Genomic DNA, 14,525 nt, shown 5'->3' with positions numbered 1-14,525 from the left:
GCACGGATGCGTTGGCATTTTTCTGCCTTGTCAGACGCTTATGTTCCATTCGACCCGTCAACATACCTGGTTCCAGTCAGACCTCGCCCTTCTTGTTCTTGCGCGAAAACGCGGTGTCACCGCCTTCTGCAAGGATTTTGGCTTGCTCGACCCAGCCGTCGCGCTCAATCCGGCCCTTGAAGGACAGTTGATCGTCAACCCAGGCAATCTCTTCCGCACTCCATTTGGCGATCTGGTCGAAATGCCAGAAGCCAAGCCCGTTCAGGACACCTTCCAGCTTGGGGCCAACGCCTTTCAGCAGTTTCAGGTCGTCCGCGCCCGACTTGCGGGGGGCCTTCATGGTGCGGGGTTTCTTGGTGTTCTCAGGGGCAACCGGTTCGGCTGCCGGTTTGACCGGGGGCTTGGCAATTTTCTTGCTGTCATCCTCGGGCACCTTGCGCACAGGTTTTTGCTTGTTCGCAGGCTTGGGGTCCACAGCGGGCTTCGGTGGTTGCGCCTTGCCGCTGGTGGCGTTCTTGCCAAGCCACGGCGTCAGCAGGGGCACTTCGGTGCCGTCAATTCGCTTGATCGTGTCACCAAGATCGGTCGCCAGTTGGACGCTTGCGTTATACTGCGTCTTGCCGCTTTCATATTCGGTCAGCGAGGTCAGCCCGCCCAGCGGCTCGGACGCATAGCGCCCGTTTTTCGGACCCGGCACCGGCACTTTGCCAGCGGCCAGATCATCCAGCAGTTTGCCAAGGCTTTCCGCCGTCAGATCTTCGTAATAATCCTTGCCGATCTGGGCCATGGGCGCGTTGGTGCAGGCCCCCAGGCATTCAACCTCTTCCCAGCTGAACTTGCCATCGGTCGACACGACATGCGGCTTGTCGGCAATCTTCTCTCGGCACACCGCGATCAGGTCTTCCGCGCCGCAAATCATGCAGGACGTGGTGCCACAAATCTGAATATGCGCAACAGAACCAACAGGTTGCAGCTGGAACATGAAGTAAAACGACGCAACTTCCAGCACGCGAATATCGGCCATACCCAGCATATCCGCCACATGCTCGATCGCTGGCTTGGTCAGCCAGCCTTCCTGTTCCTGCGCCCGCCACAAAAGCGGGATCACAGCCGAGGCCTGACGCCCCTCGGGATATTTCGTGATTTGCGCTTCGGCCCAAGCCTGGTTGGCGGGGGTGAAGGCAAAACTCTCGGGTTGTTCATGATGCAAACGGCGAAGCATTAGCGGTCGATCTCCCCAAACACGACGTCCATGGTGCCGATGATAGCGGCGACGTCGGCCAGTTGGTGGCCACCGGCCACGTGGTCCATAGCTTGCAGGTGCAGGTATCCCGGCGCGCGGATTTTGGCGCGATAGGGGCGGTTGCTCCCGTCTGCCACCAAATAGACGCCGAATTCGCCCTTGGGCGCTTCCACGGCGGCGTAAACCTCGCCTGCCGGCACCTTGAAACCTTCGGTGTAAAGCTTGAAGTGGTGGATCAGCGCTTCCATCGAGCGTTTCATCTCGCCCCGTGGCGGCGGCGACAGCTTGCCACGTGCCATCACGTCGCCCTGCCCGTCCGGCGCGCGCAGCTTCTCGATTGCCTGGTGCATGATCTTCAGCGATTGGCGCATCTCTTCCATGCGGACAAGATAGCGGTCATAGCAATCGCCGTTTTTGCCGACGGGGATCTGGAACTCGAACTCGTCATAGCATTCGTAAGGTTGCGCGCGGCGCAGGTCCCAGGCCAAGCCCGACCCGCGCACCATCACGCCCGAAAAGCCCCAGTTCAGGATGTCTTCTTCAGTCACGATGCCGATATCGGCGTTGCGCTGTTTGAAGATGCGGTTTTCGGTCAAGAGCCCGTCAATGTCGTCGATCTTGGCCGGGAATTCATTCGCCCATGTCTCGATATCGTCGATCAGTTCTGGCGGCAGGTCCTGATGGACACCGCCGGGGCGGAAATAGTTGGCGTGCAGACGCGCACCGCAAGCGCGTTCATAGAAGATCATCAGCTTCTCACGCTCTTCGAAGCCCCAGAGCGGTGGGGTCAGGGCGCCCACATCCATCGCCTGCGTGGTGATGTTCAGTAGGTGGTTCAGAATGCGGCCGATTTCCGAAAACAGCACGCGGATCAGCGAACCGCGACGCGGAACCTCGACGCCACACAGCTTTTCAATCGCCAGACACCAGGCATGTTCCTGGTTCATCGGGGCCACATAGTCCAGACGGTCGAAATACGGCAGGTTTTGCAGGTATGTGCGGCTTTCCATCAGCTTTTCGGTGCCACGGTGCAACAGGCCGATATGCGGGTCAGCACGTTCGACAATCTCGCCGTCCAGCTCCAACACCATGCGCAGCACGCCGTGGGCGGCCGGGTGTTGCGGGCCGAAGTTGATGTTGAAGTTGCGGATCTTCTGTTCGCCGGTCAGGGCGTCGTTGAAATCCTTGGATCCGTCCATCATGCGCTCACCATCTTCTGGGTCCATTCCGGCGGAAGCTCACCCATGAACTTCTCGACGAAATTGTATTGCGGTTTAAGGGCTGCCTGAAGCTGGGCGCGTTGGCCCATGGGCAGGTCGGCGGCCACACTTTGATGCACAACGCGGTCAAACGCGGCGGGTTGGGGGGTGATCCCCAGAAACGCGCACAGTCGTTCGATCGCGGCGGGCGTGAACAGCCGTTCGTAAAATTCGATATGCAGCGCCTCGCGCGGGATCGCGCGGGTCAGCCGGTTCAGCGTGCGGCGATAGTTCGAGCGATCAAGGATATTCTCTGCCGTGCCGTTCAGCACGCCATCAACCTTCGCATCCAGTGCCGCCCCGTCAACGCCGGCCATCATGCGGATGTTTGACCAGATCCGATCCACCGGATCGCGCATCAGATAGACAAACCGCACCTTGTCGGTCAGCGCCGCCATGGTTTTCAGAGATTTTTCTTTCAGCAAGCCATAGGCCGGGGTGAAGTCGCCAATCACGCGGGCCTTGGCGCCGCCGTCCTGCACATAGCGCATATAAGCCGCGTCATCTCGCGTCTTGCCATCAAACACCGCCAGCCAGCGTTCCAGATCAGCGATCAGACGTTTCTGCCATGCGGTCGGCTTGTCTTTACGGGCGGCCTCAAGCCGCGCTTGCGCCTGCTTTCGGTAGAAATCGCCGGTCCCATGCTCCAAAGCGTCGAAGTAATGCAATTCCTTCATCGCCGGCAAATGACACTCCCGGTGCTTCGACAAATAGTCAAACAACCAGCTTGTGCCAGCCTTCGTTGCCCCAAGGCAGAATATGAAGGTTTGCGCGGTCATCTGGTTCAGCCCTTGGCCTCGTCAGATTTTTCATCGCCGGGCAGGATGTAATTGGCCCCTTCCCACGGCGACATGAAGTCGAATTGGCGATATTCTTGGGTCAGCGACACGGGTTCATAGACCACGCGTTTCTCGACCTCGTCATAGCGCACTTCGGTATAACCCGTGGTCGGGAAATCCTTGCGCAGCGGATGACCGCGGAAACCGTAGTCGGTCAGGATCCGGCGCAGATCCGGGTGACCCGAAAACAGGATGCCGAACATATCGAACACTTCGCGTTCGAACCAACCAGCCGAGGGGTGAACCTCGGTGATCGACGGCACCATGTCGTCTTCGCGGATCGCGACTTTCACACGGATGCGCAGGTTCGTGTACATCGACAGGAAGTGATAAACCACGTCGAAGCGTTCTTCGCGCGACGGGTAATCCACAGCGGTGATGTCCACCAGCGTCGAGAATTTGCAGGCGGTGTCGGTCTTCAGAAACTCGATGAAAGACGGAATGGCCGACAGCGGCACGGTGACGGTCAACTCGCCAAAGGCGATGTCCCAGCCCAGCACGCAATCGGGGCGTTTGGCTTCCAGCAGGGCGCCAAGTTCTTTCAGGGCGTCACTCATCGCTTACCTCACAATCGTGCCGGTCCGGCGGATTTTGCGTTGCAGTTGCAGGATGCCATAGACCAGCGCCTCGGCGGTCGGGGGGCAGCCGGGCACGTAAATGTCCACGGGCACGATCCGGTCACAGCCGCGCACCACGGAATAGGAGTAGTGGTAATAGCCGCCGCCATTCGCACAAGACCCCATCGAGATCACATAGCGCGGATCGGGCATCTGGTCGTAAACCTTGCGCAAGGCCGGTGCCATCTTGTTGGTCAGCGTGCCCGCCACGATCATCACGTCCGACTGACGTGGGGAGGCGCGCGGCGCAACGCCATAACGCTCAAGGTCATAACGCGGCATGGATGCGTGCATCATCTCGACCGCGCAGCAGGCCAGACCGAAGGTCATCCAGTGCAAGCTGCCGGTGCGCGCCCAGTTGATGATGTCATCGGTGGTGGTCAGCAGAAAACCCTTGTCGGCCAGCTGATCGTTCAAAAGGCGCGTGCCATGCTCGCGGTCGCCTTGTGCCGTGTTGGTCCCAGTCATCACTCCCATTCCAGCGCCCCTTTCTTCCACTCATAGGCAAAGCCGATCGTCAGAACGGCCAGGAACACCATCATCGACCAGAATCCGACCATGCCAACATCCTTGAAGGCCACGGCCCACGGGAACAGGAAGGCGATTTCGAGGTCGAAAATGATGAACAGGATCGACACCAGATAGAACCGGACGTCGAACTTCATCCGCGCATCGTCAAAGGCGTTGAAGCCACATTCATAGGCGCTGAGTTTTTCGGGATCGGGATTGCGGACCGCCAACACAACGGCGGCAAGGATCAGAACAAGACCGATAACAATCGCTAATCCGAGGAAAATGATGATGGGGAGATATTCTCTGAGAAGGTCTTCCACGTGTGGCTCCTTTGAACGGTTTACCCGCCTGTCGCTAGCTCATTGCGGTTTACCGTCAGGGGGGGGCAGGGTCAACCGAGTGCATATCGCATTCGAGTTTATGAATGCGAGCGCAAAACCCAGGGCTGGCCTTTCAGTATACCGTTGTTTGCAAGGGGTTCGGGCACAGGTTAAGCATTTTGCGCGTGCAGAAATTCGTCACCTGTTAACCAAAATTCCAGCAAGTTTCGCCGTCGCGCAGCAAATGGCGGGCTGAACCGGGTTGGGAAAAGAGACTCACCTGCTTGCAAAACTGTTGAGCTAACCCCAGGCAAGTCGCAGCCCGCACAAGGTCAGCACAACCGTCACCGGGCCCCAGAGCATCCGCTCGGGCCGCGACGGGGTGGCAAGGTTCGCCACACAGGTCAACACCGTCACCGCAAAGGCCGCCCAGAAGGTCCAGACGGGCAGCGCGGTGACCAGACCGGCCCGCGCGGCCATCGCCCACCCCATCAGACCAAGGATCGCCCCCTGCCCCACGGCCGCAAACCGCATGAAGACCGGCAGCCGACCGGGCCACTTGCCACCATTTGCCAGATGCCCCCACGGCGCGCCAGCCGCCATGCAGGCCTGAAACAGCATGAGCACGACAATCAGCGCGACATAGATATATCCGGCCAGGACCACGACGAACCGCCTCGCGTTACGCCCAGCTTGGTTTGCGCTTGTCGAAGAAGGCTGCGATGCCCTCCTGCGCCTCGGCGCTTTCCCAGCGGGCGACCAGACCGGCGATGGTCTCGTCGATGATCGCCTCGGTGATCGGCGGACCCAGACGGCGGGCCAGTGCCTTGGCCTCGGCCACCGCGCCGGGGGCCACGGAAAGGTACGGTTTCACCTCGGCTTCCACGGCGGCGTCCAGATCCTCGGGCGCAACGGCTTTGGCCAGAAGGCCCAGCGTCACCGCTTCGTCCGCGTCAAAGATGCGCGCCGACATGAACACGCGCCGCGCCATCGCCTCGCCCAGACGGGCCAGCACATAGGGGCCGATGGTGGCCGGGATCAGGCCCAGACGGGTCTCGGTCAGGCCGAATTTTGCCCCCGTCACACCGATGGACACGTCGGAAACGGACGCCATCCCGACACCCCCGCCAAACGCCTGCCCCTGCACACGGGCAATCAGAGGTTTCGGCATTTCATTCAATGCATTCAACATCATCGCCAATTTCTTGGCCTCGACACCGCGCGTCACAGCGTCCGCCGCCATCTGGTCCTGCATCCATCGCAGATCACCACCGGCACAGAAACTTTTGCCCGCGCCGGTCAGGATCACGACGCGAACACCGTCATCGCCTCCCAGCGCGTGGGCCGCGTGGGTCAGTTCCTCGATCATCTTGGCAGACATGGCGTTGTGCTTGTCGGCGCGGTCCAGAAGCAGGGTGGCCACGCCGCGTTGGTCCGTCGAAATCGAGATGGTTTCGTAAGCCATGTTCACTCCCCTGCCCGCATCCGCCGCGCCATATCGGCGGCCTTTTCCAGAATGTCGCGATCCAGCCCGGTTGCATAGCCCAGCGCCGTCACGCGGTCATGCACCGCCTCGGTGGCCACATTGCCCTGCGCGCCGGGGGCATAGGGGCAACCGCCCAGACCACCCACAGCGGCGTCAAACACACGCAGCCCCTTTTTCAAGGACGCCTCGATATTGTCGCAGGCCCGGCCCGCCGTGTCGTGGTAGTGGCCCGCGAACATATCCGGCCCCGCCACGCCCAGCACCGCGTCCAGCATCGCGTCGATGGTTTCCGGTGTCGCCTGCCCGATCGTGTCGCCCAGCGAGATTTCATAGCAGCCCATCGCGATCAACTGCTCGGCCACCCACGCCACCTTGTCGGGCGGGGTCGGGCCGTCAAACGGGCAATCCGTCACGCAGGAGATATAGCCGCGCATCATGATCCCGGCTTCGTTTGCCGCATCCGCCACGGGCTGGAACCGCTCAAGGCTTTCAGCGATGGTGCAGTTGATATTGGCCTTGGAAAACCCTTCCGATGCCGAGCCGAATATCGCGATCTCGTCCGCCTTGGCCGCCATCGCGCCTTCAAAGCCCCGCAGGTTTGGTGTCAGGGCCGCATAGGACACGTCCTTCACCCGCGTGATGCCCGCCAGCACATCCGCTGAATCCGCCATCTGCGGCACCCATTTCGGGCTGACAAAACTGGCGACCTCGATCCGTTTGAAGCCTGCACCGGACAGAACATCAACCAGCGCGATCTTGTCCTCGGTCGGGATCTGGCGCTTTTCGTTCTGTAACCCGTCGCGCGGGCCGACCTCGAATATCTCGACATGCTCCATGGCGGTTACTCCTCCGGCACCGGATAGAAATCCCGGTCATAGAAACGTTGTTCGCCCTCGCGTTCAACCACGCGCTGATAGGACGGCATTGCCTCGATCCGTGCCTTATAGGCCAGAATATTGGGAAACTCGTCCAGTTTTACATAGTAAGGCGCGGCAAACAGGTTGAAGCCCAGCATGATATCGGCACCGGAAAAACCACGGTCCAGCAGCCAGTCGCGCCCTTCCAGCCGCGCCTCGAGCCCCACAAGCGTATGACGGAGCCGCGCCACGTTCAGCTTGATGACGATGGGGCTGGGTTTGGCAGGCGGGCGCAGGAAGACCATTTGCAGGTTCAATTGCTCGATCAGGCTGGCCATGGTTTCCGAGTAGTGGATCCATTGCAGATAATCGGTCCGTTCCGCTTCGCCGGGGTTCACACCCAGTTCGGGGGCAAACTCCTCGATCAGAAACTGCACGATGGCGCCGCTTTCGCTGATCCGCTTGGTGCCGATTTCCAAGGCCGGCACCCGCGACGCGGTCGAGATTTTGGGCAAGTCACCCTCGTACATCTGTTTCGAGCCGATCCGGTATTCCACCACCTCAAGTGTGCGGCCCAGCTTGTCCTCAAGCCCGATTTCCTCGATTAGCCACAGCACACGGATCGAGCGGGCATATTGCACGTGATGCAGGCGAAAGGTCATGCGCTTATCTCTTCCTCTTCTTCAAGCCGCACGAGGGGGGCACCCGCTTCCACCTGATCGCCCTCGGCGCAGAGCACTTCGGCCACGACGCCGTCCCGCGCAGCGGTCAGGCTGTGTTCCATTTTCATCGCTTCCAATACGGCAAGCCGGTCGCCCTGCTTGACCTCTTGCCCGGACTTGGCAAAGACGGCCTTGACCAGACCCGGCATCGGCGCCTCGACCACGCCCGCCCCTGCGCCCGCGCCCGCATCCTGATCCAAGGGGTCAGCGACGTGGAACTCCAGCCCCGATTGGGCAAAGACGGTCACCACATTGCCCGCCTTGGTCACGCGCGGGCCACGGTCGCCGCCCATTTTCCATTGGCCGTGGATGCAGGTGGCTTCGATGCTGTCCTCGCCAATGGTGATCACGTGCCGATCCGCGCCGTAAGAGGTCACGACGACCTCGTAGATGTCATCGCCATGGGTGAGCGTGACAAAATGGTTCAGCCCGCCCCACAACGTGAAGCCCGAGCCTTCGCGTTTCAAAAGCCCCAGCGCACACAGCGCCGCTGCCCCCACATCCGCCATGCTCGGGCCGGGGTCTGCCGTCAGCGCGGCAAGGTCGCGTTCGATCAGGCCGGTGTCCACATCGCCTGCCGCGAACCCGTCGTGCCGCGTCAGCGCGCCAAGGAAGGCGAGGTTGGTCACGGACCCCGCAACCTCGGTATGGGTCAGCGCCGAGGACAACTGACGCAAGGCGGCCGCGCGCGATCCCGCATGGACGGTGATCTTGGCGATCATAGGATCATAGAACGGGCTGATCGTGTCGCCCGCCCGCACGCCGGTGTCGGCCCGCGCACCTTCGGGGAATTTCAGGTGGGTCAGCGTGCCGGTGGCAGGCAGGAAGCCCTTTGGCACGTCTTCAGCATAAAGCCGTGCCTCGAACGAATGGCCGTTGATGGTCAACTCGTCCTGTTGTTTGGGCAGACCCTCGCCTGAGGCCACGCGCAACTGCCATTCGACCAGATCGACGCCGGTGATGGCTTCGGTGACGGGATGTTCAACCTGCAGGCGTGTGTTCATTTCCATGAACCAGAACCCGTCGGTGCGCAGCCCGTCCGAGCCGTCCACGATGAACTCCACCGTGCCCGCGCCCTTGTAGCCGATGGCTTCGGCGGCGCGTACGCCGGCCTGCCCCATCGCTTCGCGGACCTCGGCTGTCATGCCGGGGGCTGGCGCTTCCTCAATCACCTTCTGGTGGCGGCGTTGCAGCGAGCAGTCGCGTTCAAACAGGTGCACCGCTTTCGTGCCGTCGCCAAACACCTGCACTTCGATATGGCGGGGGCTAAGGACATATTTCTCGATCAGCACATCGGGGTTGCCGAACGCGGTCTGCGCCTCGCCCTGTGCGCTGGCCAGAGCGTCGGCGAAATCCTTGGGGTCATCGACGCGGCGCATCCCCTTGCCGCCGCCGCCCGCGACGGCCTTGATCAGGACGGGATAGCCGATCTGTTCTGCCTGTTCAGCCAGAAATGCCGCGTCCTGATTGTCCCCGTGATAGCCAGGGACGACCGGCACGCCGGCCTCCTCCATCAGCTTTTTGGCCGCGTCTTTCAGCCCCATTGCGCGGATGGCCTCTGCCGAGGGGCCGATGAAGGTCAGCCCGGCCTTTTCCACCGCGTCCACGAAATCGGGGTTTTCCGACAGAAAACCATAGCCCGGATGAATGGCCTGCGCCCCCGTGTCCAGCGCCGCCTGAATGATCACGTCGCCTTTCAGATAGGATTGGGCGGGTTGCGGCGGGCCGATATGCACGGCTTCATCCGCCATTTTCACATGACGCGCAGCGGCGTCAGCGTCAGAGTAGACCGCGACGGTGGCGACCCCCAGTTTGCGGGCCGTGTCGATCACACGGCAGGCAATTTCGCCGCGGTTGGCAATCAGGATTTTCGTGAACATAGGTCTGTTCCTTTTTTTCGGGCGGCGGAACCGGGGGCTGTCTGCCCCCGGACCCCCAAGGATATATCAAGCCAGAAGAAGGACGTGGGGGTGATTACATACGAAAGACGCCGAATTTCGTCGGCTCGATCGGGGCATTCAGGGCAGCGAGCAGCGACAGATAGAGCACCTCGCGCGATTTGCGCGGGTCGATCACGCCATCATCCCACAGACGCGCCGAGGCGTAGAGCGGATGGCTCTGTTCCTCAAACATATCAATGGTGGGTTGCTTGAAGGCGGCTTCTTCCTCGGCTGACCATTCCCCACCTTGCCGTTCGATGGCGTCACGTTTCACGGTCGCCAGCACACCGGCGGCCTGTTCGCCGCCCATGACCGAAATGCGCGAATTGGGCCAGGACCACATGAAGCGCGGTTGATAGGCGCGACCGGCCATGCCGTAGTTCCCGGCCCCGTAAGAGCCGCCCACAACCATCGTCACCTTCGGCACGTTGGTGGTGGCCACAGCCGTCACCATCTTGGCGCCGTGGCGTGCGATGCCTTCATTCTCGTACTTCCGGCCCACCATGAAGCCGGTGATGTTTTGCAGGAACACCAAGGGGATGTTGCGCTGGCTGCACAGTTCGACGAAATGCGCGCCTTTCTGGGCGGCTTCCGAGAAAATCACACCGTTGTTGGCGATGATCCCGATGGGGCAACCTTTCAGATGCGCAAAACCCGTGACCAGCGTTTCGCCAAAGCGCGGTTTGAACTCATCAAAGCGCGAGCCGTCCACGATGCGCATGATCACTTCGCGGATGTCATAAGGCGTCTTGAGGTCGGCAGGCACAACGCCCAACAATTCCTCGGGATCATAGGCGGGGTCTTCCGGTTCCTGCCACTTAACCGTCGCAGGCTTTTCACGGTTCAGGCTTTCCACCGCGCGTCGCGCCAGCGCCAGCGCGTGAGCGTCATCCTCGGCCAGGTAATCTGCCACGCCCGAGAGGCGCGTATGCACGTCTCCGCCGCCAAGGTCTTCGGCTGATACAACTTCGCCGGTTGCGGCCTTCACCAAGGGGGGTCCGGCAAGGAAGATCGTGCCTTGTTCTTTCACGATGATGGTCACGTCCGACATGGCCGGCACGTAGGCGCCACCTGCTGTGCACGATCCCATAACGACGGCGATCTGCGGGATGCCCTTGGCGCTCATCCGCGCCTGATTGTAGAAGATGCGGCCAAAGTGGTCACGATCCGGGAACACCTCGTCCTGGTTGGGCAAGTTGGCCCCGCCACTATCCACCAGATAGATGCAGGGCAGATTGCATTCCTCGGCAATCTCCTGCGCGCGCAGGTGCTTCTTCACGGTCATCGGGTAATAGGTGCCGCCTTTGACGGTGGCGTCATTGCAGACGACCATGATCTCTTGCCCGTGCACCTGACCGATACCGGCAATCACGCCTGCCGCCGGGGCTGCACCATCATACATGCCATGCGCCGCTGTCGCGCCGACCTCAAGAAACGGCGAGCCGGGGTCCAGCAGGTTCGACACCCGGTCGCGCGGCAGCATCTTGCCCCGGCTCAGGTGACGCTCGCGCGATTTCTGCCCGCCGCCCATCATCGCGGCTTCGGCGGCCTCCTGCACAACTTTCAGCGCCTCAAGATGGCCCTCACGGTTGGCTTTATACGCCTCGGAACCGGGCGTGGCTTGGGAAGTCAGTTTCATCTCAGCATCCTTCGTGGTTGCAGATCGTGTCGCCATACCGGTTCAGGTCGGCCTCCAGCACAAGTGACTGACGGGCGGTCAGTTGCAGCATGCAGGCGATGGACGCAGGGCCACCGCCCGTGCCGCCACCCCATTTCGTGCGTTCATAGTCGCAAGACGCGTCACGGAACGTGATCCACGCACGCTGCATGTCCAGAAGCGCGGGTGCCTGCCTGGGTGCCGCAGAGCCCAGCGTCGCCATTTCTTCATCCTCGGCCTTCAACCGGGTCATCAACAGACCATAGGCGCGGTTCATGCGGCGATCCCAGTCTTCGTATTCCAACCCAAGGCAGGACGACATGCCGGCCGTACTTGACCCGCCCTCGGTCGCCTCCATGCAATAGTTTGCCGCCGATCCAACGCAGCGCATTGGGTCGCCGTCTTCCCCAATCGCGGACAGACAATCGGTGGTGGGGTGGAAACTGTAGGTCATGTCCTGCGCCGTGGCCGGAGGTGCCAAAACCACCAACAAAGCGAAGAGTGCGCCCCGAATGCTCATCACTGCGCCCCCATCAACTCACGCCCGATCAGCATACGGCGGATTTCCGAGGTGCCAGCGCCGATCTCCATCAGCTTGGCGTCACGGAAAATGCGGCTGACGGGTGTTTCGTTCATGTATCCCGAACCGCCCATCGCCTGCACCGCCTGATGGGCCTGTTTCATGGCTTCTTCCGAGGCATAAAGCACACAGGCGGCGGCATCCTGCCGGGTCACCTCGCCCCGGTCACAGGCCTTGGCGACCTCGTACACATAGGCGCGGGCCGAGTTCATCGCGGTGTACATATCCGCGATCTTCGCCTGCATCAGTTGGAAATCGCCAATCGGGCGGCCAAACTGCTTGCGCTCTTTCATATACGGCATGATCTCGTCCATACAGGCGGCCATGATGCCGGTGCCGATGCCCGACAACACGACGCGTTCGTAGTCCAGCCCCGACATCAGAACGGCGACGCCCTTGCCTTCTTGGCCCAACACGTTTTCGAACGGCACTTCGACGTCTTCGAAGATCAGTTCGGCGGTGTTCGACCCGCGCATCCCGAGCTTGTCGAAATGGGGGCTGGTCGAGAACCCCTTCATATCCTTCTCGATGATGAAGGTGGTGATGCCCTTGGGGCCTGCCTCGGGATCGGTCTTGGCATAAACGACCAGTGTATCCGCATCCGGGCCGTTGGTGATCCAGAACTTGGTGCCGTTCAACACGTAGTACCCATTGCGCTTCTCAGCCCGCAGCTTCATCGAAACGACATCGGACCCGGCGCCGGCCTCGGACATGGCCAAGGCACCGATATGTTCGCCGGAAATCAGCTTGGGCAGATACTTCTGCTTCTGCTCTTCCGTGGCGTTGCGGCGGATCTGGTTCACACAAAGGTTCGAATGCGCGCCGTAGGACAGCGAGACCGAGGCCGACGCCCGCGCGATCTCTTCCACGATCACCACATGCGCCAGATAGGACATGCCCGCGCCGCCATATTCTTCGGGAGTGGTTACGCCCAGCAGTCCAAGTTCGCCAAACTCGCGCCACAGCTCGTTGGGAAATTCGTTCTTCTGATCCACCTCGGCCGCGATGGGCTTGATGCGGTCCTGCGCGAACCGATGTACCATCTCGCGCAGTGCATTGACGTCCTCGCCAAGATCAAAATTCATGCTGTGGTTGAACATCCGAAATCCTCCGTTTGGCCGGCCCGCCCGCCGCCGTTATTGAACGCTTGTTCAGTTAATCGCAAATGCTCCGATTCGGGTCAATACGCACCCAAACTCACGCAGCGTCACGACGTCATGCGCCCGGCTTCTTCTGGCCCAAAATATCCTGGGGTGAATGCGCGTCCGCGCAGAGGGGCAAGGCCCCTACGCCACCTGTTGATACAGCTTCAAAATGACATCCCGGATGATCCGGGCGATCAGGGCACAATCGTCCAGACTGAAGGTTAGCGGCAGGCGCAGGTCAAGGATTCCCTGCAACACGCGATCCGTCGCGGGCATCGCAGGTGCATCGACATAGCGCCAACTGTCATAGCGGCTGGTGAAACCCTGAGGTTCTGCGCCACCAAACCACTTCAACTCCACGCCCCGATCCGCACAGCGGCGCACCACGTTCAGCACATCCTCCTCGGCCCAATCCAGAAGCAGAAATTGGAAGGATGACATGACATACTCTTCTTTCGCGGGGCGTTCGACAACCGTCAGACCGGGCGTCTCGCGCAACCCCTCTTCAACCACGCAATAACGCGCGTTCCACGCAGCGCAGTTCTCAGCCAGTTTCGCCAGTTGCGGCCGCAGGATCGCCGCCCGCAGATTGTCCATCCGGCCCGAGATGTTGGGGGTCAAATATTTGACCCGTTCAAACGCCTCGGGTGGTGGTCCTGCCAGATGCCGGTCAAACAGCATATAGCTGCCCGACAGCACAACCGCCCGCGCCATCAGGTCGGGATCGTCCGAGATCAGAAGCCCCCCCTCGCCCGAATTTGCGTGCTTGTAGGTCTGGGTTGAATAAGCCGCCATCGCGCCGTGCCGCCCTGACAGGGTGCCATTCCACCGCGCGCCCATCGTATGCGCGCAATCCTCGATCACCGTGATCCCTGCCGCATCCGTGATCGCCATCAACCTGTCCATATCGCAGATATGACCGCGCATATGGCTGAGCAGTAGCACTTTGGGCGCATCCGGTTCTGAAACCTTGGCCATCAGATCGTCCAGATCAATGGTCAGCGCCTCGGTTACGCCAACGAACACCGGCGCAGCCCCGACCGAGGCAATCGCCCCCGGCACCGGTGCCAGGGTGAAGGCGTTGGTCAGAACGCGGTCGCCCGGCTCGACCCCCACCGCGCGAAGTGCAGTGGCTATCGCATAGCCGCCCGACGCCACCGCCAGCGCGTATTTCGCCCCCATCAGTGCGGCAAATTCCTGCTCCAGCAGCGCGGTTTGTGACACCTCGCCCTCGGCCACGTTATAGCGATGCAAACGCCCGTGCCGCAGCACGTTCAGGGCGGCGGCGATCCCCTCGTCCGGGATGGGCTCCTGCTGCGTGAAATTGCCGGTGAATCGCTCGGTCAT

Annotated in this window: 15 protein-coding genes; all 15 read right to left on the bottom strand. The window is 61.2% G+C overall.

The window, feature by feature from the left end; all coding sequences use genetic code 11:
• Nucleotides 1-76: 76 nt before the first annotated feature.
• The 15 genes from MUY21_RS12280 to MUY21_RS12210 all read right to left on the bottom strand — a co-directional run bounded on the left by MUY21_RS12280 (nucleotide 77) and on the right by MUY21_RS12210 (nucleotide 14,525).
• The gene (locus MUY21_RS12280) at nucleotides 77-1,222 is read right to left on the bottom strand and encodes an NADH-quinone oxidoreductase subunit E (RefSeq protein WP_248410641.1); all 1,146 of its coding nucleotides are present in this window, start codon (nucleotides 1,220-1,222) and stop codon (nucleotides 77-79) included.
• Nucleotides 1,222-2,442 (bottom strand): NADH-quinone oxidoreductase subunit D, encoded by a 1,221-nt coding sequence (locus MUY21_RS12275; protein ID WP_248410747.1) that lies wholly within the window; start codon nucleotides 2,440-2,442, stop codon nucleotides 1,222-1,224. Before MUY21_RS12275 ends, MUY21_RS12280 begins: the two co-directional genes overlap by 1 nt.
• Nucleotides 2,442-3,281, bottom strand: coding sequence for a sulfotransferase (locus MUY21_RS12270; RefSeq protein WP_248410640.1), 840 nt, complete (start codon nucleotides 3,279-3,281; stop codon nucleotides 2,442-2,444). Before MUY21_RS12270 ends, MUY21_RS12275 begins: the two co-directional genes overlap by 1 nt.
• A gap of 5 nt (nucleotides 3,282-3,286) precedes the next feature.
• On the bottom strand, nucleotides 3,287-3,898 hold the full coding sequence (locus MUY21_RS12265; protein ID WP_248410639.1) for an NADH-quinone oxidoreductase subunit C: 612 nt from the start codon (nucleotides 3,896-3,898) through the stop codon (nucleotides 3,287-3,289).
• A 3-nt stretch (nucleotides 3,899-3,901) separates the two neighbouring features.
• Nucleotides 3,902-4,426 (bottom strand): NADH-quinone oxidoreductase subunit B, encoded by a 525-nt coding sequence (locus MUY21_RS12260; protein ID WP_248410746.1) that lies wholly within the window; start codon nucleotides 4,424-4,426, stop codon nucleotides 3,902-3,904.
• Nucleotides 4,426-4,791 carry an NADH-quinone oxidoreductase subunit A gene (locus tag MUY21_RS12255; RefSeq protein WP_091429417.1) on the bottom strand — a complete coding sequence of 122 codons (366 nt, stop codon included), beginning with the start codon at nucleotides 4,789-4,791 and terminating at the stop codon, nucleotides 4,426-4,428. Before MUY21_RS12255 ends, MUY21_RS12260 begins: the two co-directional genes overlap by 1 nt.
• Nucleotides 4,792-5,091: 300 nt before the next feature.
• Nucleotides 5,092-5,457: a hypothetical protein gene (locus MUY21_RS12250; RefSeq protein WP_248410638.1), complete on the bottom strand. Its 366-nt coding sequence runs from the start codon at nucleotides 5,455-5,457 to the stop codon at nucleotides 5,092-5,094.
• 16 nt (nucleotides 5,458-5,473) lie between these two features.
• Nucleotides 5,474-6,256, bottom strand: coding sequence for a crotonase/enoyl-CoA hydratase family protein (locus MUY21_RS12245; RefSeq protein WP_248410637.1), 783 nt, complete (start codon nucleotides 6,254-6,256; stop codon nucleotides 5,474-5,476).
• Between the two features lie 2 nt (nucleotides 6,257-6,258).
• Nucleotides 6,259-7,113 (bottom strand): hydroxymethylglutaryl-CoA lyase, encoded by an 855-nt coding sequence (locus MUY21_RS12240; RefSeq protein ID WP_248410636.1) that lies wholly within the window; start codon nucleotides 7,111-7,113, stop codon nucleotides 6,259-6,261.
• A 5-nt stretch (nucleotides 7,114-7,118) separates the two neighbouring features.
• Nucleotides 7,119-7,796: a glutathione S-transferase family protein gene (locus tag MUY21_RS12235; RefSeq protein ID WP_248410635.1), complete on the bottom strand. Its 678-nt coding sequence runs from the start codon at nucleotides 7,794-7,796 to the stop codon at nucleotides 7,119-7,121.
• On the bottom strand, nucleotides 7,793-9,736 hold the full coding sequence (locus MUY21_RS12230; protein WP_248410634.1) for an acetyl/propionyl/methylcrotonyl-CoA carboxylase subunit alpha: 1,944 nt from the start codon (nucleotides 9,734-9,736) through the stop codon (nucleotides 7,793-7,795). The genes MUY21_RS12235 and MUY21_RS12230 overlap by 4 nt, the downstream gene beginning before the upstream one ends.
• A 94-nt stretch (nucleotides 9,737-9,830) precedes the next feature.
• Complete coding sequence (locus tag MUY21_RS12225) at nucleotides 9,831-11,435, bottom strand: carboxyl transferase domain-containing protein (protein ID WP_248410633.1); 1,605 nt, start codon at nucleotides 11,433-11,435, stop codon at nucleotides 9,831-9,833.
• A 1-nt stretch (nucleotide 11,436) separates the two neighbouring features.
• Nucleotides 11,437-11,973, bottom strand: a complete 537-nt coding sequence (locus MUY21_RS12220) for a lysozyme inhibitor LprI family protein (protein ID WP_248410632.1) — start codon at nucleotides 11,971-11,973, stop codon at nucleotides 11,437-11,439.
• Entirely contained in the window at nucleotides 11,973-13,133 is a 1,161-nt protein-coding gene (locus MUY21_RS12215; protein ID WP_191285560.1) for an isovaleryl-CoA dehydrogenase, read from the bottom strand. The genes MUY21_RS12220 and MUY21_RS12215 overlap by 1 nt, the downstream gene beginning before the upstream one ends.
• A 186-nt stretch (nucleotides 13,134-13,319) precedes the next feature.
• Nucleotides 13,320-14,525, bottom strand: coding sequence for an aminotransferase class I/II-fold pyridoxal phosphate-dependent enzyme (locus MUY21_RS12210; protein WP_248410631.1), 1,206 nt, complete (start codon nucleotides 14,523-14,525; stop codon nucleotides 13,320-13,322).

The sequence above is a fragment of the Aliiroseovarius sp. S2029 genome (genome assembly GCF_023195575.1).
GTDB lineage: Bacteria > Pseudomonadota > Alphaproteobacteria > Rhodobacterales > Rhodobacteraceae > Aliiroseovarius > Aliiroseovarius zhejiangensis.
This window is presented reverse-complemented; position numbering and strand designations above follow the sequence as displayed.